Consider the following 25,192-nt stretch of genomic DNA (forward strand, 5'->3'; position numbering starts at 1 on the left):
GAGCTCCCCGGCTGCGCGGGGCGCTGCCGAGGCGTTAAAGGTGACCAACAGATACGGCAGCAACGGGGCGGTTTTTTGACATAATGCCCTATGGTGCTGTTAGTAAGGTGTCGTACTTTTTCTTGTCTTCCAATTCTTTTATTTTTGCCTCCCGTAGCTCGTTGCTATCCTTCAGCTTTTGCAATTCCGTATTATTCTGGCGCTGCTTAGCATAATCACTAAGTAAAGCTGATGCCAAGTTGCCTGATTCAGTGGCAGCGGTACCCTTGCCACTTTCGCGGTTCAGCTTGTATTCGAGCAGGCCACCATCGGCAGTATTGAAAGTAACCAAGGTTGTCCGCTTACCTCCTTTTCGCGAAAAGCTCACAGGAGCCACTCCCATAAAGCCGAGCTGCGGGAAGCTAGTGCGGCTAGCGATGGTGGTAGCTGCTAACGGGCCCTGTGTGGTGGTTTTGGTCACTTGCACCATAACGTCGCAAAAGCGGGGTTGTCGATAGATAATGCCCTGTACCTGAAGTGCGCTTGAGTCCGGCCTTGGGGCCTGCACAAGCTGCACAGCCTTGGTTTCTTCGGCCGAAAGCTCAGGTCTGGCAATGGCTGTTAGGTATAAAGAGATAACGACTTCGGGAACTGCTACTTTACTGTCTGCTGGTACCTGTAAATCTTTCTCGCCGAAAGTAAAAACAGTAACTTCCGTACTTGCATCGGGTACTGGACCGGTAAATAATGTGCGCACATCCTTGCGCTTTTTGATTACGACCTGTTCGGTGTGCTTCCCAATGGAATCGGGGTGCGGATTGACTGTAAAGGCCACAGTAATTATCGCAGCGGCGGCCGTCAGTACGGCAGTACCCACTTTTAGGGTGGTGGTGGCTATTGCATCGCCACTCGGCGTGAAGGCAGCGTTACATGACTTAATAATCCCCGGTGCTGTATCCGCATACTGTAAGTCAAATTCGTCGAGGCCCTTGGCAACATCTGTCGACAACCAAAATACTACACTGGGGTCTTGTTCGGTTTGAAAAGCTAATGGGAACTCTTCTGCGGTCGTCACCGAAAGCATTTGCTGGCTACTTGGTGTCGGCTTTTTCTTGTAGTGCCGCTTTGTTTTTTTTATTTGAGCCGCAGAATAGGTAGCCGGCAAATCCCATTTAAAATGGTCTTCATAGGTAATAGTGTACGTAGCACTACACTCCATTATTTTGCGCGGCAGGTAGTAGCGGCCATAATTATTGGTCTTTGGAGGAGTGCGCGTTGTGAGTAGGCGCACTGGTGAGCCGCAGCCTTGCAGCAACAGGAAAACGATGAGTACTGCAATTGTCTGGCTTGAAAGGAAAGGTAGTTTCATAGGGTTTAGGGTCTTCTAGGAAATTATTGCGAGAAATAAATGGTACTGTAATTTTTTTTTTTGGTAACGGATACAACTCTGAATGAGACTCGTACTCAGCCACAGGGTATCACTTACCCCAGAATAGCGCCACCTAGCGGTCCAAGCCACTCCATTACACGAGGTTGATGTCCACCAAGAAGGCGAGGCGCTGGGGCTGGCTGGCGGCCCAAACTGCGTAAGTCCTGGGATACTCTTTGCATAGGCACAAAGCACGCGCGCTCACAAAGCCTGTGCATCAGTGCCAGCCCTGATTCTCAAGCTTCCACCCAGCCTTCCCGAAGTGCCCGCATCACGAGGCCCACGGGGGTGCGTACGCCGGCCTTGTACAACAGGGCCCGCCGGTGGCTTTCTACGGTGCGCACGCTGAGGCACAGCTGATTGGCAATTTGCTCGTTGCAGAGGTCGGCGGCTACCAGGGCCAGTACTTCCAGCTCGCGGGGGCTGAAGCCGGCGTGGGCTGGACGGGCCGGGGAGCGCGGGGCCTCTGGCAACGCCAGGGTGGGGGCGTTGGCCAGCAGCTCTTTTACCGCGCTGGCTACTTCGGCCGGGGTAGCGTGGTGTGAGAGCAGGCGCGGCACGGCCGCCGGGGTCAGGGCTACGGAAAGCACCGGCACCCGGCGGCCCGTCAATACTAGGGTGGGCAACCAGGGCCGCAGGCACCGCACCTGGTGTAAGATGGTAGGTAATAGCTTGGCTGCCAAGGCAGTGCTATCCAGGATAAGCAGGGCGTAGCCCTGGTTGCGCAATAGCCGGGGCAGTTGCGTGGGGTCGGCCACAAAGTGAATTGGGCAGGTGGGCCAGGCTTCGCGCAGGGTGAGCAGCAGGCCGTGACGAAGGAGAGTGGGCGGGGCGGCCACCAGCAGGCCCGCATCCAGCAGGAGCGTTGCCATGGGTTAAGTACTGAGTTGGAATTATCAGTGCCTAACGCAAGTAACTGTTCGATAAGGAGTTGCAGTGCTCATCGAGTGGGTGCCCGTCGTGGTGTTGGACCAGCGCCCTAGTGTTATCCCCCTTAAAGCTGGGCCGGGGCCGGGCAAAAAAGACAGGCTTTCGCGTAGCAAGTAGTGAAATCATAGCGGGTAGGGAGAAGTGAGTGGCTATACTCCTCCCTAGCTCCGCGTAATCAACTGAGGTCTAGGGAAGGAGTAATGCCAAAGTACTTATTTTTCTTGGTTAAAGCAAGCCTTTTTGCTCAGCAGCAGCTATTTCCAGCCAGGCGCCGGTGGGGAGTGGCCCGCCGGGGTCAGCATCGAGCAGTAGGGCCCGGGCGGGCAACTCACCGGCGCGGTCCAGCTCCTCGATGGTGGCGGGCAGGGCCAGGGGCGGCTGGCCGGGGCAGTGCAGGCGCAGCAGCAGGGCGGTGTGCAGCGGGTGGGCACCCAGCCAGGCGGGCGCGGGGGGCGCGGGCAGCACCAGCAGGCCAAGCCCCGGCACCCGAAAGCTAGTTGCCACTACGAAAGTGGGCGAGGGTAGCATATGGCAAAAAAGCGAAGCGTGGGCGGGCGTCCTATTCGCCCGTCTTCGTGATTTGGCCCTTGCGCTTGCCGTGTTTTTTGATGCGCGTGCCGGGCAGCATCTCCAGCTCTACTATGGCGGGCGCGCACGAGGCGAGGGTGACTACCTGGGGCGCGTAGCCGGCGGCGCTCACCGTGAGGGTGGGGAAGCCGGTGCCAGTAGCGGGCAGCGTAAAAAAACCTTCCTCATTGGTAATGAGAATGGTCATGGCCCCCTTCACCGACAGGCTAACGCCGGCCAGCGGCTTGCCCCCGGCCATTACGCGGCCGCTGAACGCGTTGCACGCCCGGCTGGCCGCGTCGTACCCAGCAGCCGGCGGGGTAGTCTGGCTGAAGGCGGGTAACGTGCTGACAGTAAATAAGGTGCAGAAAAAAAAGTGTGAATAGTTCATGAGTAGGGTGAGGTAAGCAGGGGGCGGGGCAGGGAGAACGTAAGGTGATAGTACGCAAACAGCGACTAATGGCCGAAAGTCTTGATTCAGAAAGCGTGCCGGATGCGGCGGCCGGGTGGGCAGTAGGCTGGGGCCGGGGGCCGGGCGGGGGTTACTTTCGTAGCATGCGCTTTTCTATTCGTTGCCAAGGGTGGTTGCTGGGGCTGTTTTTGGTGCTGGCCGGGGGCCGGCTGGCCGCGCAGCCCACCCCGCTGCCGTGCCTGCTGTTGCCCCTTAGTCCCGCCGAGCGGGCGCAGGCCGCCAGCCTCATTGTGGAAGCTGAAGTGCTTGATGCGCAAGGCGAATGGGACGCTACGCATCAGCATATCTTTACGCGGCAGCGGCTGCGCGTGTTTCGGGTACTCAAGGGTGCGCTGCCCGACACGGCCGCGCTGCCGCTGCTGGTAGAGGGCGGCCAGGTGGGCCTGGCCCGCCAGGAACTCACCAACACCCTGCGCCCGCTGCCCGTGGGCCAGCAGGGGATTTTCTTTTTGCAGCCCGCGCCGTGGCCGGGCGCGGCCCCGGCCTACGCCGCCTACGCGTCCAGCCAGGGCGTTATCACCTACGACCTCACCCTGGGCACCGCCGCCGAGCCGGCCCGCGCCTACGCCACCTGGGCCGCGGCCGCCCAGCAAACCGCGCAGCTCAGCAGCCAGCCCACGCAACTGCTGCGGGCCAACCCGCGCCTGCAAGTGGCCGCTCAGCGCCTGGCGGGGGCCGCCCAGCGCACGGCGGCCCCCACCATCAGCGGGTTTAGCCCGGCCCAAACTACGGCGGGCACTGGGGTGGTGCTCACCATTCGGGGCAGCGGGTTTGGCAGCAGCCAGGGCAGCGGGGGCGTCGATTTTCGCAATGCCGACGATGGTGGGGCCACTACCACCCGCGCCCTGGCCCGCGACTACCTCAGCTGGACCGACACCCAGATACAATTGCGGGTGCCCTCGCTGGCCAGCGGCGGCCACCCCGCCGGCACCGGCCCCGTAACCGTAACGGCCGCTGATGGCACGGCCGCCACCACGGCCACGGCGCTCGTTATCATCTACGCCCTCGCCAACATCGACAACACTACCGGTACCTTCACCGACCGCCCCAACCACGTGGCTACCAATGCCACGGGCGGCCTTACGTTTCGGCTGGCCCCCAATTTTCGGAGCAATGCCCCCGCCGTGGCGGCCTGGCAGCGGGCCCTGACGCAGTGGCGCTGCACCTCGGGCATCAACTGGGAGCTGGGGGCCGATGCTGCCGCCAATACCATTGCCCTCGACCAGACCAACGCCATTGCCTTCGATGATGGCACGCTGCCGGCGCGGGTGCTGGGGCGCACAACCTCTTATTACTCTGGCTGTTACAATGCGCAGGGCGAGGTGGTGTTCTACGTGTCCGAAATCGACCAGCAGTTTGCCACCAGCCTGCCGTTTCAGCTGGGGCCGGCGCGGCCGGGGGCGGGGCAGTACGATTTTGAGTCGGTGGCCGTGCACGAGCTGGGCCATGCGCAGCAGCTGTCGCACCTCATTCGGCCGGGGGCCATCATGCACTTCGGGGTGGCGGCCGGAGCCACCTTGCGCGTGCTCGACCCCGCTTCCGACGTGGCGGGCGGGCGGCTAGTGCTGCGTACCCGCAGCTTCCGCAACCGGGGCTGCGGCGGGCCGGCCATGCTGCCGGCCCCGCTCACGGCGCTGGCTATTGCCGCCAGTGGCGCGGGGCCGGCGGCTACCTTCAGCACGCGCGACGAGTGCTTTGTAACGGGCTTCGTGCTGGAGTGCAGCGCGGGCCTCGACACCACCGCCGCTGGCGCGGGCTGGCAAGCGGTGGCTACCACCAACGCCGGGGCCGCCAGCAGCCAATACACCCTCACCGACCCGCGCCCGGCGGCGGGCCTACGCTACTACCGCCTGGGTTTGCGCCGCCCCGATGGCAGCACCGACTACGCCGCCCCGGTGCCCGTAGCAACCGGCGAGGCCATCGCCGATGTGCAGGTGTTTCCTAACCCCGTGGTAGATAATCAGTTGCAGCTAGCCTACCCCGCCGCCGCAACCGGCGACCTGGTGCTGCGCCTCTACGACGAGCTGGGCCGCTACCACCGGGGCCAGCGCACCAGCGTGCAGGCTGGCCTCAACCTGCTCACGCTCGATGTAACCGGCCTGCGGCCCGGCTTCTACATTCTGCGCCTCACCTCCGACCAGGGTAACCGCAGCGTGCGGGTGATAAGACTGTGATTTAAAAGTAGTTATAAAGCTAAAAGAACGTCATGCTGAACGCAGTGAAGCATCTCTACCACGCCGCCAAGATTACCAACCTATTGGCGTGGTAGAGATGCTTCGACAAGCTCAGCATGACGTTCTTTTAGCTTGCTGCAAACTGGTAATCACGCAGGTCCTCGGCGCTGAGGTTGCCGTTGAGCCACTCGCTTTCGATGTTGGCACCGAGCTTTTTATAGAACGTAATGGCCGGCTCGTTCCAGTCGAGCACCTGCCACTTCATGCGCTGGGCGCCGGTGCGCTGGGCCTCGGCCACCACGGCGTCGAAGAGCAGGCGGCCGTAGCCGCCGCGCCGGGCGGCCTCGGTCACCACCAGGTCTTCCAGAAAAAGCATCCGGCCCTTCCAGGTAGAGTAAGCGGTGTAAAAGAGGGCCAGACCGACAAGCTCAGCCCCGCTTTCGAGCACGAAAAAGCCGAAAATCGGCTCCGGTCCAAAGCCATCGCGCTGCATCATTTCCAGGGTATTCGTCACGGCATCGGGCGCACGCTCATACACGGCCAGTTCCTGAATGAGGGCCAGCACGCGGGGCAAATCAGCTTCCTGGCCGCGCCGCAGGGTAGGAGAGAAGGGCATAGAAATCGGTGAAAATCAGGATAAACAAAAGCCTGGGTTAATAAACTGTAAAACAGCTCATTAACCCAGGCCAAAAAGTACTAAAAGAGTGCACTCAAAAATTCGAAAGGTGTCGTCCGAATCTGCGAAATCCGCTCAATCAGCGCAAATCTGCGATTTACATCTGCGGCTGCATCTTCTTGATGTCTTCCACGGCGTTGGGGGCTGTTAGCTCGCGGTTGACGCTGTTGGCGGCGGGGGCGGGGGCTTTTTTGCCGCCGCTCGTGTCTACGGCTGCCGGCAGGGGGGGCAGGGGCGCGGTGGCTACGTCGTCTTCGGTTGAAGTGGGGTTGCCGTCGGGCGAGCTGCAGGCGGCCATCGTCAGCGTGAGGGCGGCTGAAGCTAGCAGCGTGGGCAGGAAGCGTTTCATCATCATACAGGTAAGCCGGATTTAAGGCCGCAAGTTACGGCGCGATAGGTAATGGGTAGTAAGTAATGGGCAATGGGTAATGCGTAGTAAGTGCTGGGCAATGGGTAGTAGGTAACTGATTTGAACGATATTGCCCACCGCCTACTGCCCCCGCCACAGCAGCCAGCCCAGCCAGGCGGTGCGGGCCGTCCAGGCCAGGGTGCGCAGCCAGTTGGTGCGCGTGAGGCCGTCGATAGCGATGTAGTTGTAGCCGCCCGCCCCTAGCCGGTTGTGAAATGGCACCGAGATAAAAAATGTGACGGCCCACACCGCTAGCACCAGCGCCAGCTGCCCCAGCGCCGGCCCCGCGCCCCAGGTGGCGTAGGCGGCCCAGGCCAGCCAGCCGGCCAGCGCCAGCTCCAGCACCATGGGCGCGCCCACCACCCAGCCCATGCCCTGCGTGTGGGCCACGTGGTAGCGCCCAAACTCGGGCTTGCCCACCAGCGCCAGCGCAGGGTACACCACCAGCTGCACCACCCAGATAACGCCCGTGAGGTAGGCGGCCAGCGCGAAATTGAGGAACAGCAAACGGGCCAGCGGCATAAGGCAGGAGTAGGGAAAAAGCGTGCAACCCTCCTACGTAAAGGGCCGCCCCTTAGCTAATGTGCCCGCCCCCGCGCTACTATTGCGGGCCGCAAAATGCCGGCTTAGTCGAACGCTCTTTACCTCACACGCTACCTGCTCTATGAACAAAAACCTGTTGGCGCTGCCGCTGCTGGCCGCCCTGGCCACGGCCTGCAACTCATCCCCTAGCTCGTCGGCCGCGGGTGGCAACCAGCCCGATTTGCTGCGCGCCGCCCTCGATACCACCGTGGCCCCCGGCGACGACTTTTTCAGCTACGCCAACGGCACCTGGATTAAAAACCACCCCATTCCGGCCTCCGAAAGCAACTCGGGCATCGGCATTGAGGTGCAGAAGGAGATATACAGTCGCCTGCGCGAAACCAGCGTGGAGGCCGCCAAGGCCAGCGCCGCGCCCGGCAGCAACCAGCAGAAAATCGGCGATTTCTGGGCCGTGGGCATTGATTCGGTAAAGGCCAACCAGCTGGGCTACACGCCCATTAAGCCGGAGCTGGACCGCATTGCGGCCATCAAAACGGCGGCCGACGTGCCGGGCGTTATCGCCCAGGAAATCAAGCTGGGCGTACGCGCCCTCATCGGCCCGCGCGTGAGCCAGGACGACAAGAACAGCGACAAGATGGCGCTGTACCTCTACCAAAGCGGCCTGGGCCTGCCCAACCGCGACTACTACTTCAACACCGACACGCGCACCAAAAATATCCGCCGCGCCTACGTGCGCCACGTGGCCAACACCTTTAAGCTGCTGGGCCAGGACTCGGCCACGGCCAACGCCAACTCGGCCCGCGTGATGGCCCTCGAAACCAGCCTGGCCAAGTCGTCGCGCAAGCTCGAAGCCCTGCGCGACCCCTACAAAAACTACAACAAGATGACGCTGGCCCAGCTCGACAAGCTGACGCCCGGCGTGGATTGGCAGGCGTGGTTTGGCCAAATGGGCGTGCCCCGCGTGGATACCGTGATTGTGGGCCAGCCCGAGTTTTACCAAACCGTGGGCCAGCTCCTGAAAACCAAGCCCGTGGCCGATTGGCAAGCCTACCTCACCTGGCAGCTAACCCGCGAGTACGCCACTACGCTCAGCCAACAATTTGTGGATGAGAACTTTAAGTTCTACGGCACCACGTTGCGTGGGGCCAAGGCCATGCGCCCCCGCTGGAAGCGCGTGCTCGACATGCAGGAAGACGCGCTGGGCGATGCGCTGGGCCAACTGTTTGTAAAAGAATACTTTAAGCCCGAAGCCAAAGCCCGCTACGATACCTTGGTGAAGAACGTGGTATCGTCGTTCGCTGAGCATATCAAAAATGTGGACTGGATGAGCGCGCCCACCAAAGTGGTGGCCCTGGACAAGCTCCACAAAATCAACCCCAAGGTGGGCTACCCGAATAAGTGGAAGGATTATTCGAGCCTGACCATTGACCGCACCTCACTGACCGCCAATGTGATGCGCGCCAATACCTGGCAGTACAACTACCAGCTCAACAAGCTGGGCAAGCCCGTGGACCGTACCGAGTGGGGCATGACGCCCCAGACCTACAACGCCTACTACAACGGCTCGAACAACGAGATTGTGCTGCCCGCCGCCGCCTTCGCCATCCCCACGCTGCTCGACGCCAACGCCGACGACGCGCTGGTGTACGGCTACGCCGGGGCCAGTACTATCGGCCACGAGCTGACCCACGGCTTCGACGACGAGGGCAGCCAGTACGACGCCCACGGCAACCTGCACGAGTGGTGGAGCAAGGCCGACCGCCAGCGCTTCAACCAGCGCGTGGCCGTGATTGTCAAGCAGTTCAATAGCTACACCCTGCTCGATAGCCTGCACATCAACGGCGAGGCCACGGCCGGCGAAAACATTGCCGACCTCGGCGGCATCGTCATCGGCCTCGACGCCTTCAAGAAAACCAAGGAATATAAGGAGGGCAAAAAAGTGGCCGGCCTCACGCCCGTGCAGCGCTATTTCCTGGGCTATGCGCTGGGCTGGCAAATGCACGTGCGCGACGAAAGCCTGGCCTCGCAGCTGCTCACCGACGTGCACTCGCCGGCCCAGTACCGCGTGAACGGCCCCATGGCCGACGTGCCCGCCTTCTACGAAGCCTTCGGCGTGAAGCCCGGCCAGAAACTCTTCATTCCGGACTCGGCGCGGGTGAAGATTTGGTAAAGAAAATTGCCTGAAAAACCGGCCCCAAAGCGCTGACACGGCGTTTTGGGGCCAGTTTGCGTATGTGGCTTTTGTCGAATAAAATACCCGCCACCAGCCACCCTCCTTATGGCACCTACTACCGCGCTTTCTCCGGCCGATAACGTCCGCGAGCTACTAGCCCAGCACGATTTTCGGGGCCTTAAAACGCTGCTGCAAAGCTGGCCCGCCCTCGACTTGGCCCGCTTGGTGGCGCAGCAGCCCGAGGAGCAGTTCTTGCTGCTGTTTCGGCTGCTGCCGCTAACGCAGGCGGCGGCCGTGTTTGGCTACCTGGCCCCGCCCGCCCAAAACCAGCTGCTGAGCCACCTCACGCCCGAGCAGGTAACCAATATTCTCAACGACATGGCCCCCGACGACCGCACGGGCCTGTTTCAGCGCCTGCCGGTGGCCTTCGTGAAGAGCCAGGTAGAACGCCTGGCCCCCGAGGCGCGCCGCGTAACGCTGGAGCTGCTGGGCTTTCCGCACGATAGCGTGGGCCGGCTGATGACGCCCGACTACATTGCCGTGCGCGAGGACTGGACCATGACCCAGGTGTTTGACTACATTCGGCAGCACGGGGCCAGCGCCGAAACCGTGACGATGCTGTATGTAGTTGATGAGCAAGGTGTTCTGCTGGATGACGTGCACATCCGGGAGTTTCTCATGGCCGACCTCACGGTGCGGGTCGGCGACGTGCGCAACAACATTTTTGTGTGCCTCAGTGCATTGCAAAGCCAGGAGGCGGCCCTGGCCGACTTTCGCCGCCATCAGCGCGTGGCCCTGCCCGTGACCAACGCGGCGGGCGTGCTGCTGGGCATCGTGACCCTCGACGACATCCTGGCCCTGCGCGAGCGCGAAAACACCAAGGACATGCAGAAGCTCGGCGGCTCCGAGGCGCTGGATGAGCCGTACCTGGAAATTCCGCTCCTCAAAATGGTGAAAAAGCGCGCCGGCTGGTTGGTGGTGCTGTTTTTGGGCGAGATGTTTACGGCCACGGCCATGGGCTTTTTTGAGGGCGAAATTGAGAAGGCGGTGGTGCTGGCCTTGTTCGTGCCGCTGGTTATCAGTAGCGGCGGCAATGCGGGCTCGCAAGCTACCTCACTCATTATCAGGGCTATGAGCCTGGGCGAAGTGACGGTGGGCCGCTGGTGGGAAGTGATGCGCCGCGAGCTGCTGGCCGGCTTGGCGCTGGGCGCGATTCTGGGCTTTGTGGGCACCATCCGCATCGCCATGTGGCAAGGGCTGCACCTACGCGACTACGGCCCGCACTGGGTGCCGCTGGCCCTGGCGGTGGGCTTTGCGCTGGTGGGCATTGTGCTGTGGGGCTCGCTGGCCGGCTCCATGCTGCCGCTGCTACTCAAGAAGGTCGGCTTCGACCCGGCCACGTCGTCCGCGCCCTTCGTAGCCACGCTCGTAGACGTGACGGGGCTGGTGATTTACTTCTCGGTGGCCTACCTGTTTTTGCACGGCACCATGCTGTAGCGGCGCCCGCGGCCGCGGGCCGGTAGCAGCCAGTGCCTTGTCAGCCAATGCCTTAGTTGAGATTTAACCCGAATAGCAACCCCACCCACACCTTTTGCTGGTAGAGCCAGTAGCTGGCATCAGCTCCCAGCAGGCGGTCGATGCCCACGGCCGCCCCCACGTTGAACACCCGCGCATCGTAGATAACGGCGGCTCCGCTGTGCACCACAAAGCCCTCATAATCAGTGGTGGCGTGCCCGCGGGTGAGGTCGGCGCTGATGTCGGCCGAGCCCAGGCCGGTAAACAGCCCGTAGCCCAGCCCCACGGTGCGCACCAGCGGCACCGCCCGCCCCGATGGGGTGCGGTGGCGGGTGAGGTGAAAAAAATCGAGCCGCCGGCCCAGGTACAGCGCCGCGTTGAAGTTAGTATTGAGCTGCGCCGGCACCCCCTCGCGGCCGGGCCGCACCTTAAATGGCAGCGTAAAAATATCGAAGTCAAACTCGCGCCGCAGCACCACCACGCGCTGGCCGGCGTGCAGCCCGTAGCGCAGCGGCGGGCCCGGCACCGCCGCCGGGCGGTACAGCAGCAGCGTGTCGGCCACTTGCTGCTCTATATAAAAGCGGTGGCGGGGCACGGCGGCCACCGTTCGCGCCAGCGTCGAGTCGTTGGTTTGCACCACTTGGTAGTAGCCATCGTCGAGCTTGGGCAGGTGGCCTACCGAGCAGCCCGCCAGGGCCAGCGTAGCCAACCCGGCGCATAAGCGACCCAGCACCTGGCCCTGAAGCGTAATTTTTTGCATAGGCGTGCCAACCGGTGGGTTAGTTGGGGCCGCAAGGTAGGGGGCTGGCCTGGTGGCTATTTGGCAGCCACTGGCCCGCGCCAGCAACTGGCGCACTAACTCGTTGCTAGTATGAAGCTTACATGAGGCTGCGGTGGGTGAAGTGGAAGAGCTTAATTTTGTTCCTTTCGCACTTCACCGTTAGTTTTCTAGGTTGATGAATCAGTACTTTTTGCGGGCAGTAGGGGTGATGGCTCTGGGCCTGGTGGCGAGCCGTGCGCTGGCCCAGGGGCAGGTAACGCCGCCGGCTTCCGTCACGCCTGGCCAGGTGCCGGCGGCGGCTTCGGCCCAAGAGCCCGTGCACCACACGCACGATGAAAACTGGAGCGTCCATTTTCAGCAAACCGTTATTCAGCAGTGGCACAACGATTTGCGCCCGAGCTACGCGGGCCCCAATAGCCTGCAAGCGCGCGAAAACGCTAAGCTCTCGCTCACCACCACGCTCTTTTTAGGGCGGCGGCTGTGGAAGGGGGCGGCCGTATACTTCAACCCCGAAGTGGCGGGCGGCAGCGGCCTGAGTGGGGCCACCGGCATTGGCGGCGCACCCAACGGCGAAACGTTTCGCATCGGCGACCCCGCGCCGCAGGTGTACCTGGCGCGCCTCTACCTGCGCCAGCTGTGGTCGCTGGGCCCGGCCGAGGAAGAGGATGAGGACGACCTCAACCAGCTGAAGGGCACGCGCCCGGCCCGGTACCTGGCTCTGAACGCGGGCAAGTTCAGCATCGCCGATTACTTCGACCAGAACAGCTACTCGCACGACCCGCGCACCCAGTTTTTCAACTGGAGCCTGATGAGCGCCGGCGGCTGGGACTACCCCGCCAACGTGCGTGGCTACACCGTGGGCGCGGTGCTCGAGTACGTGCAGCCCGGCTTGGCCCTGCGCGCCGGCGTGTCGTCGATGCCCACCGATGCCAACGGCCCCACCCTCGATTTTCACTACAACAAGGCCCAGGCCATCACGGCCGAAGTCACCAAGTCGTACAGCATCAATAGCCACCCCGGCGCGGTGCGTCTGCTGGGCTTCCGCAACCAGGCCGCCATGGGCAGCTACAACCTGGCCGTGAGCCAGGCGCGCAGCCTGGGTGCCCTGCCCGACGTAACGGCCGCCCGCGCCGAGCGCCGCACCAAATACGGCTTCGTGGTAAATGCCGAGCAGGAGATTTCGCCCAGCGTGGGCCTCTTCGGCCGCTTCAGCTACAACGATGGCCACAACGAAACCTGGGCCTTCACCGAAATTGACCGCAGCTTGAGCGTGGGCGCCACTAGCACCGGCGCCCGCTGGAAACGCCCCACCGACCGCCTCGGCGTGGCGGCCGTGGCCAACGGCCTCTCCCAAGAGCACCGCGCCTACCTGGCCGCCGGCGGCTCGGGCTTCATCCTCGGCGACGGCCGCCTCGACTATGGCCTCGAATACATCGGGGAGGTGTACTACAGTATTGACTTTCCGCGCTACCACGCCGCGCTAAGCCCTGATTATCAGCTTATTTTTAACCCTGGCTACAACACCAGCCGCCTGCCGGGGCCGGTGCACGTGGTGGCCCTGCGGGTGCACGTCGAGTTTTAGGGGGCGGGGCTACCTTTATACGTGGTATCAACAACGCCCCGCTATGGAACCCATCACGCAGTTTTCGCAGCTCGACCTGAGCAAAACGTACACTTACGCTGATTATCTGACGTGGAAGTTTGACGAGTTTGTGGAGCTTATTAAAGGCAAGGTGATGCGGCCGATGGCGGGGCCAAGCCGGCGGCACCAGCAGCTTTCAAATAGGCTGGAATTTTCGATTGCCACCTTTCTACGCAGTACAGCTTGCGAAATGTATCACGCGCCCTTCGATGTACGCCTGACAACTGGTGGCGCCAATGGCAACCAGCAGATTCAGACAGTCGTGCAGCCCGATATCTGTGTCATTTGCGACCGTACAAAACTCGATGACCGGGGATGCCTAGGCGCGCCTGACTGGATTATCGAAATCGTATCGCCCGGCAACACCGCCCGGGATACCAAAACCAAGTTTGACCTCTACGAGGAAAGCGGCGTGCGCGAATACTGGATAGTATACCCTGGCCAGAATACTATAACGGCTTATGCAAGTGAAAATGAACAGTATAAGCTAGTGGGTGAATACATTGAGCCCGGCCTTATCCCCGTAACCACCCTGCCCGGCCTGGCGCTCGAATGGGCCGAGATTTTCACCGAAGCCTGAGCCCGGCCCACCCGCTTATATTTGCAACCCCCCGACCGGCAAGGTGTCCTTGCCGGTCTTTTATTTTCTGCATTGATGAAGAAGTTTTTGTTTGCGCTGGCCGTTTGGGCCGCGCTACCGCTGCACGGCTGGGCGTGGGGCGTGGAAGGCCACCGCGCCATCGGCATTATCGCCGAAAACCACCTCACCGAGAAGGCCCGCCGCGAGGTGATGAACCTGCTCGGCTCGCAGTCGCTGGCCATGGTGAGCACCATCCCCGATGAGATGCGCTACCTGCCCGAGTTCAAGGAAACCGCCCCCTGGCACTACGTCAACACCGCCATGGGCCTCACCCATGAGCCCTACTTAGCCGCCGTGAAGGCCCAGGTAGAGCCCAACGCCTACAACGTATTGCTGCTGAAAATCAAGGAGATGAAGGACCCCGCCAAAACCCGCGAGCAGCGGGCCGAGGCCCTCACTTTCGTGGTACACATTGTGGGCGACATTCACCAGCCCATGCACACCGGCCGCGCCGAAGACAAGGGCGGCAACGACATCAAGCTCACCTACCGCGGCAAAGACACCAACCTGCACAGCCTCTGGGACAGCGGCCTGCTCGACTACCAGGGCCTCACCTACACCGAACTGGGCACCCAGTACAGCGCCGTGCCCGCCCCACTCATCAAAACCTGGCAGGCTACCACCAGCCCCGCCGAGTGGCTCTTCGAGTCGTACACCATCGCGGGCCAGCTCTACACCGAGGCCGCCCAAAATCCCAATCCCGACTACCGCTACTACCCGGCCCACGCCACCATCGTGAAGCAGCGCCTGCAGCAGGCCGGCGTGCGGCTGGCTGCCGTGCTCAACGAGGCGTTTAAGTAAGTACTAATTACACCGAATAAGAAAGGGGAGTCTGGTTACTTGTAAGGTAACCAGACTCCCCTTTCTTATTCGGAAATGAACGTTCATAAAGCCTTCAAGGAGTGCTCGTAACGTTCCATCGTAGTAGCGTCTACTTTATAGAAAGCCATTGCCTTCTCCCGACTCAATACGCCCATCGAAACAACCTTTAGAACCGACCACACTAAACCCTGTCGGTCTGTTTCAACTGGCACTGGTTCTTCCGAATAGCTAGCGCGAGGACCTTGTCCAGAAAGCGCTTGTAGTTGGGTTATGAACATTATTCTAGTCAGACGTTGAAAAGGCCTAGATAGTTTTCAAAGATAGCACAGTGCTGTGGATTATGCAAATCCATAGTGCCGGCCCAAGAGGTGTCCTTTAAAAGCGTTTTTCCTTCTTGTCCATTGCTTAGTAAAAGCATAGGAAAAGGAGTGCCGGAAGGGTTCTGCTCGTAAAAAGTGTCCACAATGTCTTGCCAAACGCAGAGGATTTCATGGCTGATATCCTTAAGTTTCCCACCCACAAGAATAGCGCGTACTGCCTGTTCTTCAGTGGCGTAAAACCCCAGCTTAGCCCAAAAATAGCCTCCTATAAACTTGCCAGCGTTCAGCTTGATATCATCAATAGCAGCTAATCTGTATTGCTGATAGAAGGCTGTTAGTATTGGCTTCACCAGCCCTTTTTCCCGAAGTCGAAAAGGTAGGGAGAGCCGATGATGCAATGCGCTCTTTCGGTCTCCTTGCTTCACAAGAGCACGCTCTATCACAAACTCAGAGGTATCAGATTCTTGTTCAGTGCGCCATTCCATAGCAAAACTGGTATTGTTTACCCAGGCGCTGGCAGTGTACGCATCGAATGCTAGCTGATGCTCAGTAGCAAAGTTGGCAAGTTGTGCTACGATAGCTGGGTAGTCGAAGCCAGGGTATTGCTCCCCCAAACAGGTAGCGACCTCCTCCAACTCACTCGAAAACGTTACCTGATGCTTGTGCTCGCATTCGAGTAAGCGGGCAATTGTAACAACAGAATCCATCAATTATTCTGCTCAATTGCTCCTAGGGGTAGCTAGCTCAGATATGAAATAAGCAGTCAAAGTTACGGTAGCTACTGCCTGGTGCGCAAGCAGTTAAAAAACCCTTAAAAAAATCACTTCCGTAAAAACCTCCGAAAAACGTGTTTCTGACCACGTTAGCGCCAAAAAAAGCGATTGAGAAATCTTGCCTAAAAGCTTTTTGCGAATGATAACCTTGCGCCTAAAAAGGAAATCGTAATTTTGCACTGTGAACGCACTCAACCACCAATGGATGATGCGCGGAGCGGCTAAAACAGCTGTTCTGCGAGAAGACCGGAAGGCTGGTGGGCCCTTTTTTCAGCCGTTCTGTGATTCGTTTTTCGTTTCGTCGTTTTGATTTACCGCTTCAGTTGTTTGAAGCGGTTTTTTTGTGCCCGGCCAGCGCGTAAGGTTTTTCAGGTTTCAGGTTTTTGCTAAATACAAATTCCCCTCTAACTCTAGTATGGACACCAACACGCTTTCCCCGAAAGTAGCCGCCGCTACGTTGTCTTCGACCTCTACCTCGGCCCACGCCGGCAACCGCAACCTGAGCACCGACCCCAAACGGATGGCGGTGATTAAGGCATGGGGCCCGACGATGCGCGGCGCGCGTAAGTATTACAAAAATGTAATGTAAGCTGCTGACTATGAAGCGCCTGGCCTACGCCGGGCGCTTTTGTTTTTAATTAGTTCGTGTAGCGTAGATTCTGCGAGTCCGCGCGTGTGAACGCCCTGCCAACCTACCCCCGCGCGGACTCGCAGAGTCCACGCTACCCCCGCTAGCCATGCAAAAGCTCCTCACCCGCGTTGCCCAGGCCAACACGCTGCTCTGCGTGGGCCTCGACCCCACCGGCTCCGACGAAGACGTGACGCGCCGCCTGCCCCAGGTGATTGCCGAAACCGCGCCCTACGCCGCCGCCTTCAAGCCCAACCTGGCCTTTTTCCTGAGCCGCGACAACGGGGTGCAGCTGCTGCGCCAAACCATTGCGTGCGTGCCCGACGGCATCCCGGTTATCCTCGATGGCAAGTTTGGCGACATTGCCAACACGGCCATGCACTACGCGCAGTTTGCCTACGACGTGCTCGGGGCCGATGCCGTGACCGTGAACCCCTACATGGGGGCCGACGCGGTGGTGCCCTTCGCCCGCCCCGGCAAGTTCGTGTTTGCCCTGGCCAAGACCTCCAACCAGTCGGCCGTGCAGGAGGCCGTGCTGCAAAACGGCGAGCCCGTGAGCGAGTTCACCGCCAAGCTGTTAGCCGACCTCGACGCCACCCACCGCAACATCGGCCTCGTGGCCGGCGCTACCGATGCGGCGGCGCTGGGCCGTCTGCGGCAGCTGTGCCCTACGCAGTGGTTCCTAGTGCCGGGCATCGGCGCGCAGGGCGGCGACCTGGCCGCCGTGCTGGCGGCGGGGTTGTTTGCCGATGGTGGTGGGCTGCTGATTAACGCCTCGCGCAGCATCTGGCAGGCGCAAGATGCGGGGGATGCGGCGCGGGAGTTGATGAATGAAATAAATGAGCACCGGCCGGTAACGGCCTGATGTACCGTAGACCCTGTGAGTCCGCGAGCTGCACTGCTAAAGCTATATGGAAAACGTATTTAAACTAGGTGACATTCTAGTGCTTGAGTGGAATAATCGGCACTGTGTAGTTGTCGGGCTTAGTGGGTAAATGCTTGATGGAGACGAGGTACCAGAAGAGCATATTGCCGTGTGGTTCGGTGAAATTGATACTACAGTTTCCCAGGAATCAGATACTATACCTGGAAAATCTAGAATGGAAGTCTGGACTATTCCCGAAGAGTATTTTAAAAAAGGTCCAGAGCCATTAGTAAGTCATTGACCAGCCTATTTTACGCCTGGATTCACAGAGTCCAGGCTACAGTTTTTTGACATGAATAACACCCTCACCCCCAACCTACCCTCCGCCGAAGTAGCCCGCATCATCGAAGCGCAGCTGCGCGCCGAAGGCGCGCTGCTCAGCGGCCACTTCAAGCTCTCGTCGGGGCTGCACTCCGATACCTACGTGCAGTGCGCCCGCTTTTTGCGCAAGCCCGAGCTGGCCGCGCCCGCCATGGCCGAGCTGGCCAGCCGCTTGCGCGCCGCCGGCCTCACGCCCGATACGGTAGTGGGCCCGGCCATGGGCGGCGTGGTGGTGAGCTACGAATTAGCTCGACAATTGGGCGTACCGTCACTTTTTACGGAGCGCGATGCCAATGGCGAAATGGTTTTGCGGCGCGGCTTTACCTTGGCCCCCGGCGAAAGGGTAGTTATTGCTGAAGACGTAGTTACGACCGGCAAAAGTACCCTCGAAGTAGCCCGGGTTTTACAGGAAATGGGGGTCGAAGTGCTGGCGGTAGTATCATTAATTGACCGCACGAATGGTGCCGCGCAGCTTCCGTTCCCGAACTTTGCGCTGTTGCCGGTGCAGGCGGCCGTGTTTGCGGCCGATGCGGTGCCCCAACACCTGGCCGGGATTCCGGCCGTGAAGCCCGGCAGTCGGCCGGACTCGAAGTAATCCATTACCACCTGTCAACCTTATCTGGCGTACGCTTGCGAAGGACCTTATCACACTCGCAACGTGGTGATTAGCAAACCTGGTGAAGGAAGCAGTGATAAGATGCTCCCTTCGCCAGCCTGACAAAAGTTAATTTGGAAACCACCCAGCATTCCATCCTTCTTTCGCTGCAACCCGGCCGCCACGACGGCGACGGCCAGCGCGTGGCCGCCGACGCGGCCCGCCACCTCGGCCTGACCACCGGCCAGGTGCGCAGCGCGGCGCTCTACGCCGTGCGCTACCCCGGCCTCACCGCGCCGCAAGTGGCCGACTTTGCCGCCGCCTGCCTCCAAGACCCCGTGCTGCACGCGGTGGCCATCAACGAGCTGGCCGCGCCCGCCGGCTTCCAGAGCTACATATTGGTGGCCAAAGGCCCCGGCGTGACGGACGACGAAGGCACCTCGGCCCAGAACGCGCTCAGCGACTTCCGCAACGAGGCCATCGACACCCGCACGCAGCACATTTTCTCGAAGCGCCTCTACTGGGTCGAGCGGGCGCTGCCTGCGGACGACCTGCGCCGGATAGCCGAGGAACTCCTTGGCAACAAGCTGATTAACCGCTTCGAGGTAGGTGCGGTAGCCGATGGCCTGCGCGACTACACCCCGCGGCCCGGCGGCGGCGCCGACGCCCGCACCGAAACCATCGTGCTCAGCGGCCTCTCGGATGAGCAGCTCTTGCAGCTGAGCAAAGACAACGTGTACGCCCTCAACCTGCCCGAAATGCAGGCCATCCGCGACCACTACGCGCAGGCCAGCCTGCGTGAGGAGCGGGTAGGGCAGGGCCTCCCGGCCGACCCCACCGACTGCGAGCTCGAAATTCTGGCCCAAACCTGGTCCGAGCACTGCAAGCACAAGGAATTCAGCGCCGTTATCAAGTACAAAAACCTGGAAACGGGCGCCGAGGAAGAGATTGACGGGCTGTTCAAAACCTTCATCAAAGGTGCTACCAGTGAGGTAGATAGGCAGCTGCGCGCCAACGGCAACGACTGGCTCATCAAGGTGTTTTCGGACAATGCCGGCGCGGTGCGCATCAATCCCGAGTCGCTGTTCGTGTGGAAGGTCGAGACGCACAACTCGCCCTCGGCCATCGACCCCTACGGCGGGGCCATCACCGGCATCCTGGGCAACAACCGCGACCCGCTGGCTACCGGCATCGGTGGTGCCCGGTTGTTGTTCAATACCAACGTATTGTGCTTCGGTAACCCCGATTATGATGGTCCGCTGCTGACCGGCCAATTGCACCCGCGCCGCATTTTTGAGGGCGTGCGCAAGGGTATCGAGGATGGCGGCAATAAGTCGGGCGTGCCCACCGTGAACGGCGCTATCATCTTCGACGACCGCTACCGCGGCAAGCCGCTCGTGTACTGCGGCACCGGTGCCGTGATGCCCATGCAGCTGGACGGCAAAGACAGCTGGGAAAAGGTAATTTTGCCCGGCGACCGCATCATCATGGCCGGCGGCCGCGTGGGCAAGGACGGCATCCACGGCGCCACGTTCAGCAGCATCGAGCTGGACGAAGCCGCGCCCGCCACGGCCGTGCAAATCGGCTCGCCCATCACTCAAAAGCTGGCGATGGATTTCCTCATCCTCGCCACCCGGCGCGGCCTCATCCGGTGCAGCACCGACAACGGCGCGGGCGGCCTCTCATCAAGCATCGGCGAGCTGGCGCTCATTCCCGGCGGCGCAGTGGTAGAGCTGGAAAAAGTACCCCTCAAATATCCCGGCCTCAAGCCCTGGGAGATTTTCCTGAGCGAGTCGCAGGAGCGTTTCACGCTCGCCGTGGAGCCCGCCAAGCTCGACGAGCTGCTGGCCCTGGGCGGCGAAATGGAGGTTGAGCTGACCGATATTGGCTTCTTCAACGCCGAGGGTTCGCTCGACGTGCTATATGATGGCAAGCCTATTGCTGGTATCTCGCTCGAATTCTTGCACGACGGCGTGCCGCGCAAAACCCTGCTGGCCGAATACACCAAGCCCGTTGCCCAAGAGCCGGCGCTATCCGCCGTGCTCGATTATAACGACGTGCTGCTGAAGCTGTTGGGCTCGCTTAATATCTGCTCGCGCGAGTCGGTTATCCGGCAGTACGACCACGAGGTGAAGGGCCGCACCATTGTGAAGCCCCTCATGGGCGCCACCGGCCAGGCACCGCAGGATGCCGCCGTGGTGCGCTTCAATTTTGAGAGCTGGGAGGGCGTAGCCGTAAGTAACGGCATCCTGCCCCGCATGGGCGATTTGGACGCCTACCAGATGTCGGCCGGCTCGTTTGACGAGGCCGTGCGGCAGATTATTTCGGTGGGCGGCAAGCTGCCCAACCTCACGCCGAGCGACAACATCTTCTGGTCGGTAAACGACAATTTCTGCGTGCCCGACTCGGTCTACGACCCCGCCATCAACCCCGATGGCAAGCAGAAGCTGGCCAAGCTGGTGCAGATGTGCCAGGCCCTGCGCGACGCCTGCGCCGCATACTGCATCCCGCTCACCAGCGGTAAAGACTCGATGAAGAACGATTTCAAGGCCGACGGGGTGAAAATCTCGGTGCCGCCCACGGTCCTTTACTCGATGACGGCCAAGGTAGCCGATGTGCGCCAGGTAGTTACCTCCGATTTCAAGCAGGCCGACGACGTGATTTACCTCCTCGGCGAAACCTACGACGAGCTAGGCGGCTCGGAGTTCTATCAACTCTATAACGAGCTGGGAGCCAATGTGCCCAAGGTTGATTTTGCCAAAGCCAAGGCGCTCTACACCCTAGTCGGCGAAGCCAACGACCAGCAGCTCATCCAAAGCAGCCACGACCTGAGTGATGGTGGTTTGGCCGTGACACTGGCCGAATGCACCTTTGGCCGCGACGGGCTAGGAGCGGAGCTGGACCTGAGCGGCCTACCCGCCGAGCTGTCAGTAAATGCGCTGTTATTCAGTGAGTCGCACTCGCGCTTCGTAGTGAGCGTAGCATCCGAGGACGTAACGGCTTTCGAAAGTATTCTGATGGACCGGGCTACCCGCCTGGGCCGCGTCACGGCCGATGGCCAGCTGCGCGTGCGCCACCAGGCCACCGAGCTACTGAGCCTGAATACCACCGACTTGCGCGCCGCCTGGACCAACGGCCCCGTCAACCAAACGATTGGCTTGGAGCCGGCAACAGCACTACATTCATAAGTACCAAGTGGCTAGTACGTTAGTAAGGTAAATAGCAATGGCAGAACACGAACAGGTAGCGCCTAAGGCATTGATTTTAACCGGCTTCGGCATCAATTGCGAAGAGGAAATGGCCGCTGCCTACCGCCTGGCGGGCGGTGTGCCCACCATTGTGCACCTCAACGAGGTGCTGCACGGCCGGGTGAGCATCCATGACTTTGATATTCTGAATTTTCCGGGCGGCTTCTCGTTCGGCGACGACCTGGGTTCGGGCGTGGTGCTGGCTAATAAGCTGCGCTACCGCCAGACTGGGGCCGCCGGCCGCACGCTGCTCAGCGACATCCGCGAGTTTGTGGCCGCCGGCAAGTTTGTGCTGGGCATCTGCAACGGCTTCCAGGTGCTAGTAAAGCTGGGTTTGCTGCCCAACCTGGGCGGCAACTTCGAGCCCGAAGTAACGTTGACGCACAACGCGTCGGGCCGCTACGAAAACCGCTGGGTGCGCCTCAAGGTGAACTCGCAGGCCAAAACGCCCACGCCCTTCCTGAGCGGGCTGACGTCGTTTGAAGTGCCCGTGCGCCACGGCGAAGGCCGCCTGGTAGTGCCCGATGCGGCCACCCGCGACCGCATTACCGAGCTGGGCCTCAACTGCCTGACCTACGCTGGCCACGACGACCAGGAGACGGGCACCTACCCGCTCAACCCCAACGGGGCCGACCTCAACTGCGCCGGCCTCACCGACCCCACGGGCCACATTTTTGGCCTCATGCCCCACCCCGAGGCCTACCTGGCCGGCTGCAACCACCCCGACTGGGGGATGAAAAAGCGCCGCGGCGAGTTGAAGGAAGAAGGGGAGGGCCTGGCGATTTTCAAGAACATAGTTACGCATCTTCAGCACCGGGCGCAGGAAGCTAGCGCACCAGTTACCCACGCCTAAGTTATTCGGTATGAGCACGCTTCCGTATTTCGCCACCCCCCAGCTTCAGCTTTTGCACCGCGGCAAAGTCCGCGACAGCTACCGCATCGACGACAGCACCCGACTCATTGTGGTGTCGGACCGCCTCTCGGCCTTCGACTCGGTGCTCGATACGGCCGTGCCCCACAAGGGCGCGGTGCTCAATGGGCTGGCCAACTTCTGGTTTGAGAAGACGGCCCACATCATCCCCAACCACGTGCAGGCGATGATTGATGCCAATGCCATGCTGGTAAAGGAAGCACAGCCCATTAAGGTGGAGATGGTAGTGCGCAACTACCTCACCGGCTCGATGCTGCGCGGCTACCAGAGCGGCCAGCGCACGTTCTCGGGCGTGACTGTGCCCGACGGCCTCACCAAACACCAGCAGTTTCCCACGCCCATCGTGACGCCGACAACCAAAGAGGAGTCGGACCGCGAAATCACCCCCGCAAACCTTGTGAGCGAGGGCTGGGTGAGCCAGGAGCTGTATGATAAGATGGCCGAAAAGGCGCTGGAGCTTTTCAAGGTCGGCTCCGATTTGCTGGCCTCGCAGGGCATTATCCTGGTTGATACCAAGTACGAGTTTGGCCTGCTGAACGGCGAGCTGATTCTGATTGACGAAATCCACACGCCCGATTCGTCGCGTTTCTGGAGCGCCGCCGACTACGCCCAGAACCCCAAGGGCGCCGAGCAGATGGATAAGGAGTACGTACGCCAGTGGCTGATTGCCAATAAGGCAGACGACAAATACCCCCGCGCCCTCACCCCCGAAGTAACCCAGGAGGCCACCAAACGCTACCTCGACATTTACCAGCGCGTGGTGGGCCAGCCCCTGGCCACGGCCGACGAAACCGCCACCGGCGGCAACGTAGCCAACCGCTTGGTTAGCAACCTGGTAAAAGCCGGCCTAGTGAAGGACGCCTGGGTAAGCATCGTGCTGGACTCGCCCGCCAGCGAAGAGCAGGGCCAGCAACTCCGCTTGTTCTTCGACGGCTACGAGGTGTTTACGCAGCTGCACGTAACCTTGGCCGACGAGAACGACGCTATGGCCGAAGTCTGGAACCGCTCCATCGAGCCCGGCGTGATTATCGCCTTGGCCGACCTCGCCAATGGCCTCGGTGATACCCTGGCCGCCAACGTGAACGTGCCCGTTATCTCGTGCCCGCCGCAGGCTACGAAGTCAGACTCGTTGGTTATCACGCCCAGCAACACGCCTAACCTACTGGTAGCTCGCCCCGACAACGCGGCCCAGGCAGCATTACGCGCCCTTAATACGCCGCGACTGCGCGAGCGTCTGCGCCAGGATATTCTGGAGACGAAGACTAAGCTGAAAGTGGCTGATGAGCTGAAAACGTTGTAATTTTTTAGCGCGAAGTTTCGCGAAGTAAAAAGCGAAGGCTGGTAAAGCCGCGCTCACGGCTGGTCCGGCTTTGCAAAACTTCGCTTTTCACTTCGCGAAACTTCGCGCTCTATGAACGTCCAACCTCTCGTCCTCCTCGGCTCCGGTGCCCGCGAGCACGCCCTGGCCACCAAACTCCGCCAAGATGGCGCGACCGTTCACGTGCTGCCCGGCAACGCCGGTATTCCGGGCAGCGTGCCCAGCATCAGCGCCCTCGACTTTCCAGCCATTCAAGCCTTTTGCAACGCGCAGGAGGTCAAGCTGATAGTGGTGGGACCGGAAGCGCCGCTCGCCGCCGGCGTGGCCGACTTTTTTCTCGATACCGACATCCGCGTGTTTGGCCCGCGCCGGCAGGCGGCTACGCTGGAAAGCTCGAAGGTGTGGAGCAAGGACTTCATGCGCCGCCACGGCATTGCCACGGCCCGCGCCTGGAGCTACCGCAGCGACCGGCTGGCCGAGGCCCAGGCCAAAGTAGAGGAGCTGCAAGGCCAGGTAGTGGTGAAATACGACGGCCTGGCCGCCGGCAAAGGCGTGTACGTGTGCAGCTCGGTAGCCGAGGGCACGGCCGCCCTCACCGAATTGCGCCAGCTGCACGAAGGCTGGTTTTCGGTGCTGCTCGAAGAGAAATTGACTGGCCCCGAGGTCAGCCTCATCGGCCTCACCGATGGCAACCGCATCCGGCTGCTGGCCCCCGCTCAGGACCATAAGCAGCTGCTGGCCAACGATGAAGGCCCCAACACGGGCGGTATGGGCGCGTATTGCCCGGTGCCGTTTCTGGATGATAACTGGCTCGCCGCCATCCGCCGCGACATCATCGACCCCACGCTGCGCGGCCTGCAAGCCGAGCCATTCGACTTCGTGGGTTTCCTCTACTTCGGCGTAATGCTGACGCCCGACGGCCCCAAGCTGCTCGAATACAACGTGCGCCTCGGCGACCCCGAGGCCGAGGTGATTTTGCCCGCGCTGGAAAGCAGTTTACTTGAACTCATCGTGGCCACGCTAGATGGCAACCTGGCCCAAACCATCACCCGCCAGCGCCCCGGCGCGTTCGTGGGTTTGGTGCTGGCCTCGGGCGGCTACCCGGCCGCGCAGTTCCCAATAGGCTTCCCTATTCATGGCATTGGTAACCAAGGAGCTGATACGCAAGTGTTTGTGGGTGGCGTGAAGCCGGGCGAAATAGACGGCGAGCTGCTCACCAATAGCGGCCGGGTGGCGGTAGTCGTGTCGCACGGCCCCGATTTACCCACGGCCGTTCAATTGGCTTACGCAGAAGCCGAGAAGGTTTATTTTCAAGATAAATACGTGCGCGCCGATATCGGCCAACGCCCTGTTCCCGCGCTCGAAACCGGCGCTTATTAAC

22 protein-coding genes are annotated in these 25,192 nt (G+C 61.0%); 13 read left to right on the plus strand and 9 right to left on the minus strand.

The annotated features are described in order from the left end of the window. Positions 1 to 88: 88 nt before the first annotated feature. From ACYVGC_RS04515 to ACYVGC_RS04530, 4 genes are all read right to left on the minus strand, one after another. Positions 89 to 1,348: a hypothetical protein gene (locus ACYVGC_RS04515; RefSeq protein ID WP_460582595.1), complete on the minus strand. Its 1,260-nt coding sequence runs from the start codon at positions 1,346 to 1,348 to the stop codon at positions 89 to 91. A gap of 296 nt (positions 1,349 to 1,644) precedes the next feature. Next, positions 1,645 to 2,280, minus strand: a complete 636-nt coding sequence (locus ACYVGC_RS04520; RefSeq protein ID WP_460582596.1) for a helix-turn-helix transcriptional regulator — start codon at positions 2,278 to 2,280, stop codon at positions 1,645 to 1,647. A gap of 283 nt (positions 2,281 to 2,563) precedes the next feature. After that, positions 2,564 to 2,866, minus strand: coding sequence for a hypothetical protein (locus ACYVGC_RS04525; RefSeq protein ID WP_460582597.1), 303 nt, complete (start codon positions 2,864 to 2,866; stop codon positions 2,564 to 2,566). Between the two features lie 31 nt (positions 2,867 to 2,897). Beyond that, a complete protein-coding gene (locus tag ACYVGC_RS04530) occupies positions 2,898 to 3,296 on the minus strand; it encodes a carboxypeptidase-like regulatory domain-containing protein (RefSeq protein WP_460582598.1) in 399 nt (132 codons plus the stop codon). Positions 3,297 to 3,460: 164 nt separating this feature from the next. Between ACYVGC_RS04530 and ACYVGC_RS04535 the strand changes: the two genes are divergently transcribed. After that, on the plus strand, positions 3,461 to 5,551 hold the full coding sequence (locus ACYVGC_RS04535; protein ID WP_460582599.1) for a T9SS type A sorting domain-containing protein: 2,091 nt from the start codon (positions 3,461 to 3,463) through the stop codon (positions 5,549 to 5,551). Positions 5,552 to 5,678: 127 nt separating this feature from the next. Here ACYVGC_RS04535 and ACYVGC_RS04540 read toward each other — a convergent pair whose 3' ends face one another. The 3 genes from ACYVGC_RS04540 to ACYVGC_RS04550 form a co-directional block, all read right to left on the minus strand. Next, on the minus strand, positions 5,679 to 6,167 hold the full coding sequence (locus tag ACYVGC_RS04540; protein ID WP_460582600.1) for a GNAT family N-acetyltransferase: 489 nt from the start codon (positions 6,165 to 6,167) through the stop codon (positions 5,679 to 5,681). Between the two features lie 157 nt (positions 6,168 to 6,324). Beyond that, positions 6,325 to 6,582, minus strand: a complete 258-nt coding sequence (locus tag ACYVGC_RS04545) for a hypothetical protein (RefSeq protein WP_460582601.1) — start codon at positions 6,580 to 6,582, stop codon at positions 6,325 to 6,327. Positions 6,583 to 6,717: 135 nt separating this feature from the next. Then, positions 6,718 to 7,158, minus strand: coding sequence for a hypothetical protein (locus tag ACYVGC_RS04550; RefSeq protein WP_460582602.1), 441 nt, complete (start codon positions 7,156 to 7,158; stop codon positions 6,718 to 6,720). A gap of 142 nt (positions 7,159 to 7,300) precedes the next feature. On the opposite strand from ACYVGC_RS04550, the gene ACYVGC_RS04555 reads away from it, so the two are divergent. Together ACYVGC_RS04555 and mgtE are read left to right on the plus strand one after the other, a co-directional pair. After that, complete coding sequence (locus ACYVGC_RS04555; protein WP_460582603.1) at positions 7,301 to 9,349, plus strand: M13 family metallopeptidase; 2,049 nt, start codon at positions 7,301 to 7,303, stop codon at positions 9,347 to 9,349. Between the two features lie 108 nt (positions 9,350 to 9,457). Next, positions 9,458 to 10,849, plus strand: coding sequence for a magnesium transporter (mgtE, locus tag ACYVGC_RS04560; protein ID WP_460582604.1), 1,392 nt, complete (start codon positions 9,458 to 9,460; stop codon positions 10,847 to 10,849). 52 nt (positions 10,850 to 10,901) lie between these two features. Here mgtE and ACYVGC_RS04565 read toward each other — a convergent pair whose 3' ends face one another. After that, entirely contained in the window at positions 10,902 to 11,627 is a 726-nt protein-coding gene (locus ACYVGC_RS04565; protein ID WP_460582605.1) for a hypothetical protein, read from the minus strand. 196 nt (positions 11,628 to 11,823) lie between these two features. On the opposite strand from ACYVGC_RS04565, the gene ACYVGC_RS04570 reads away from it, so the two are divergent. The 3 genes from ACYVGC_RS04570 to ACYVGC_RS04580 all read left to right on the plus strand — a co-directional run bounded on the left by ACYVGC_RS04570 (position 11,824) and on the right by ACYVGC_RS04580 (position 14,731). Continuing rightward, entirely contained in the window at positions 11,824 to 13,230 is a 1,407-nt protein-coding gene (locus ACYVGC_RS04570) for a carbohydrate porin (RefSeq protein WP_460582606.1), read from the plus strand. 43 nt (positions 13,231 to 13,273) lie between these two features. Then, positions 13,274 to 13,870: a Uma2 family endonuclease gene (locus ACYVGC_RS04575; protein WP_460582607.1), complete on the plus strand. Its 597-nt coding sequence runs from the start codon at positions 13,274 to 13,276 to the stop codon at positions 13,868 to 13,870. 75 nt (positions 13,871 to 13,945) lie between these two features. Continuing rightward, positions 13,946 to 14,731, plus strand: a complete 786-nt coding sequence (locus ACYVGC_RS04580) for a S1/P1 nuclease (protein WP_460582608.1) — start codon at positions 13,946 to 13,948, stop codon at positions 14,729 to 14,731. Positions 14,732 to 15,038: 307 nt separating this feature from the next. On the opposite strand, the gene ACYVGC_RS04585 is transcribed toward ACYVGC_RS04580, so the two are convergent. Continuing rightward, positions 15,039 to 15,779 carry a hypothetical protein gene (locus ACYVGC_RS04585; RefSeq protein WP_460582609.1) on the minus strand — a complete coding sequence of 247 codons (741 nt, stop codon included), beginning with the start codon at positions 15,777 to 15,779 and terminating at the stop codon, positions 15,039 to 15,041. A gap of 481 nt (positions 15,780 to 16,260) precedes the next feature. On the opposite strand from ACYVGC_RS04585, the gene ACYVGC_RS04590 reads away from it, so the two are divergent. The 7 genes from ACYVGC_RS04590 (at position 16,261) to purD (ending at position 25,191) form a co-directional block, all read left to right on the plus strand. Next, a complete protein-coding gene (locus ACYVGC_RS04590; RefSeq protein WP_460582610.1) occupies positions 16,261 to 16,434 on the plus strand; it encodes a hypothetical protein in 174 nt (57 codons plus the stop codon). Positions 16,435 to 16,582: 148 nt separating this feature from the next. Continuing rightward, positions 16,583 to 17,338, plus strand: a complete 756-nt coding sequence (gene pyrF, locus ACYVGC_RS04595) for a beta/alpha barrel domain-containing protein (RefSeq protein WP_460582611.1) — start codon at positions 16,583 to 16,585, stop codon at positions 17,336 to 17,338. A gap of 352 nt (positions 17,339 to 17,690) precedes the next feature. Further along, positions 17,691 to 18,314 carry a type I phosphoribosyltransferase gene (gene pyrE / locus ACYVGC_RS04600; RefSeq protein WP_460582612.1) on the plus strand — a complete coding sequence of 208 codons (624 nt, stop codon included), beginning with the start codon at positions 17,691 to 17,693 and terminating at the stop codon, positions 18,312 to 18,314. Positions 18,315 to 18,448: 134 nt separating this feature from the next. Next, positions 18,449 to 21,502, plus strand: coding sequence for a phosphoribosylformylglycinamidine synthase subunit PurL (locus tag ACYVGC_RS04605; RefSeq protein WP_460582613.1), 3,054 nt, complete (start codon positions 18,449 to 18,451; stop codon positions 21,500 to 21,502). 37 nt (positions 21,503 to 21,539) lie between these two features. Then, the gene (locus ACYVGC_RS04610; protein ID WP_460582614.1) at positions 21,540 to 22,415 is read left to right on the plus strand and encodes a phosphoribosylformylglycinamidine synthase subunit PurQ; all 876 of its coding nucleotides are present in this window, start codon (positions 21,540 to 21,542) and stop codon (positions 22,413 to 22,415) included. A gap of 10 nt (positions 22,416 to 22,425) precedes the next feature. After that, positions 22,426 to 23,793: a phosphoribosylaminoimidazolesuccinocarboxamide synthase gene (locus ACYVGC_RS04615; RefSeq protein ID WP_460582615.1), complete on the plus strand. Its 1,368-nt coding sequence runs from the start codon at positions 22,426 to 22,428 to the stop codon at positions 23,791 to 23,793. Positions 23,794 to 23,904: 111 nt separating this feature from the next. After that, on the plus strand, positions 23,905 to 25,191 hold the full coding sequence (gene purD, locus ACYVGC_RS04620) for a phosphoribosylamine--glycine ligase (protein WP_460582616.1): 1,287 nt from the start codon (positions 23,905 to 23,907) through the stop codon (positions 25,189 to 25,191). Position 25,192 lies beyond the last annotated feature (1 nt).

The organism is Hymenobacter arcticus (genome assembly GCF_054779975.1).

What these genes read in the sequence shown, in the direction of transcription:
- mgtE (WP_460582604.1), top strand. Translation starts at nt 9,458, where the DNA reads ATGGCACCTACTACCGCGCTTTCTCCGGCCGATAACGTCCGCGAGCTA.
- ACYVGC_RS04530 (WP_460582598.1), bottom strand. Translation starts at nt 3,296, where the DNA reads ATGAACTATTCACACTTTTTTTTCTGCACCTTATTTACTGTCAGCACG.
- pyrF (WP_460582611.1), top strand. Translation starts at nt 16,583, where the DNA reads ATGCAAAAGCTCCTCACCCGCGTTGCCCAGGCCAACACGCTGCTCTGC.
- ACYVGC_RS04615 (WP_460582615.1), top strand. Translation starts at nt 22,426, where the DNA reads ATGAGCACGCTTCCGTATTTCGCCACCCCCCAGCTTCAGCTTTTGCAC.
- ACYVGC_RS04535 (WP_460582599.1), top strand. Translation starts at nt 3,461, where the DNA reads ATGCGCTTTTCTATTCGTTGCCAAGGGTGGTTGCTGGGGCTGTTTTTG.
- ACYVGC_RS04540 (WP_460582600.1), bottom strand. Translation starts at nt 6,167, where the DNA reads ATGCCCTTCTCTCCTACCCTGCGGCGCGGCCAGGAAGCTGATTTGCCC.
- ACYVGC_RS04580 (WP_460582608.1), top strand. Translation starts at nt 13,946, where the DNA reads ATGAAGAAGTTTTTGTTTGCGCTGGCCGTTTGGGCCGCGCTACCGCTG.
- ACYVGC_RS04590 (WP_460582610.1), top strand. Translation starts at nt 16,261, where the DNA reads ATGGACACCAACACGCTTTCCCCGAAAGTAGCCGCCGCTACGTTGTCT.
- ACYVGC_RS04575 (WP_460582607.1), top strand. Translation starts at nt 13,274, where the DNA reads ATGGAACCCATCACGCAGTTTTCGCAGCTCGACCTGAGCAAAACGTAC.
- ACYVGC_RS04610 (WP_460582614.1), top strand. Translation starts at nt 21,540, where the DNA reads ATGGCAGAACACGAACAGGTAGCGCCTAAGGCATTGATTTTAACCGGC.
- pyrE (WP_460582612.1), top strand. Translation starts at nt 17,691, where the DNA reads ATGAATAACACCCTCACCCCCAACCTACCCTCCGCCGAAGTAGCCCGC.
- ACYVGC_RS04565 (WP_460582605.1), bottom strand. Translation starts at nt 11,627, where the DNA reads ATGCAAAAAATTACGCTTCAGGGCCAGGTGCTGGGTCGCTTATGCGCC.
- purD (WP_460582616.1), top strand. Translation starts at nt 23,905, where the DNA reads ATGAACGTCCAACCTCTCGTCCTCCTCGGCTCCGGTGCCCGCGAGCAC.
- ACYVGC_RS04550 (WP_460582602.1), bottom strand. Translation starts at nt 7,158, where the DNA reads ATGCCGCTGGCCCGTTTGCTGTTCCTCAATTTCGCGCTGGCCGCCTAC.
- ACYVGC_RS04520 (WP_460582596.1), bottom strand. Translation starts at nt 2,280, where the DNA reads ATGGCAACGCTCCTGCTGGATGCGGGCCTGCTGGTGGCCGCCCCGCCC.
- ACYVGC_RS04545 (WP_460582601.1), bottom strand. Translation starts at nt 6,582, where the DNA reads ATGATGATGAAACGCTTCCTGCCCACGCTGCTAGCTTCAGCCGCCCTC.
- ACYVGC_RS04570 (WP_460582606.1), top strand. Translation starts at nt 11,824, where the DNA reads ATGAATCAGTACTTTTTGCGGGCAGTAGGGGTGATGGCTCTGGGCCTG.
- ACYVGC_RS04515 (WP_460582595.1), bottom strand. Translation starts at nt 1,348, where the DNA reads ATGAAACTACCTTTCCTTTCAAGCCAGACAATTGCAGTACTCATCGTT.
- ACYVGC_RS04585 (WP_460582609.1), bottom strand. Translation starts at nt 15,779, where the DNA reads ATGGATTCTGTTGTTACAATTGCCCGCTTACTCGAATGCGAGCACAAG.
- ACYVGC_RS04525 (WP_460582597.1), bottom strand. Translation starts at nt 2,866, where the DNA reads ATGCTACCCTCGCCCACTTTCGTAGTGGCAACTAGCTTTCGGGTGCCG.
- ACYVGC_RS04555 (WP_460582603.1), top strand. Translation starts at nt 7,301, where the DNA reads ATGAACAAAAACCTGTTGGCGCTGCCGCTGCTGGCCGCCCTGGCCACG.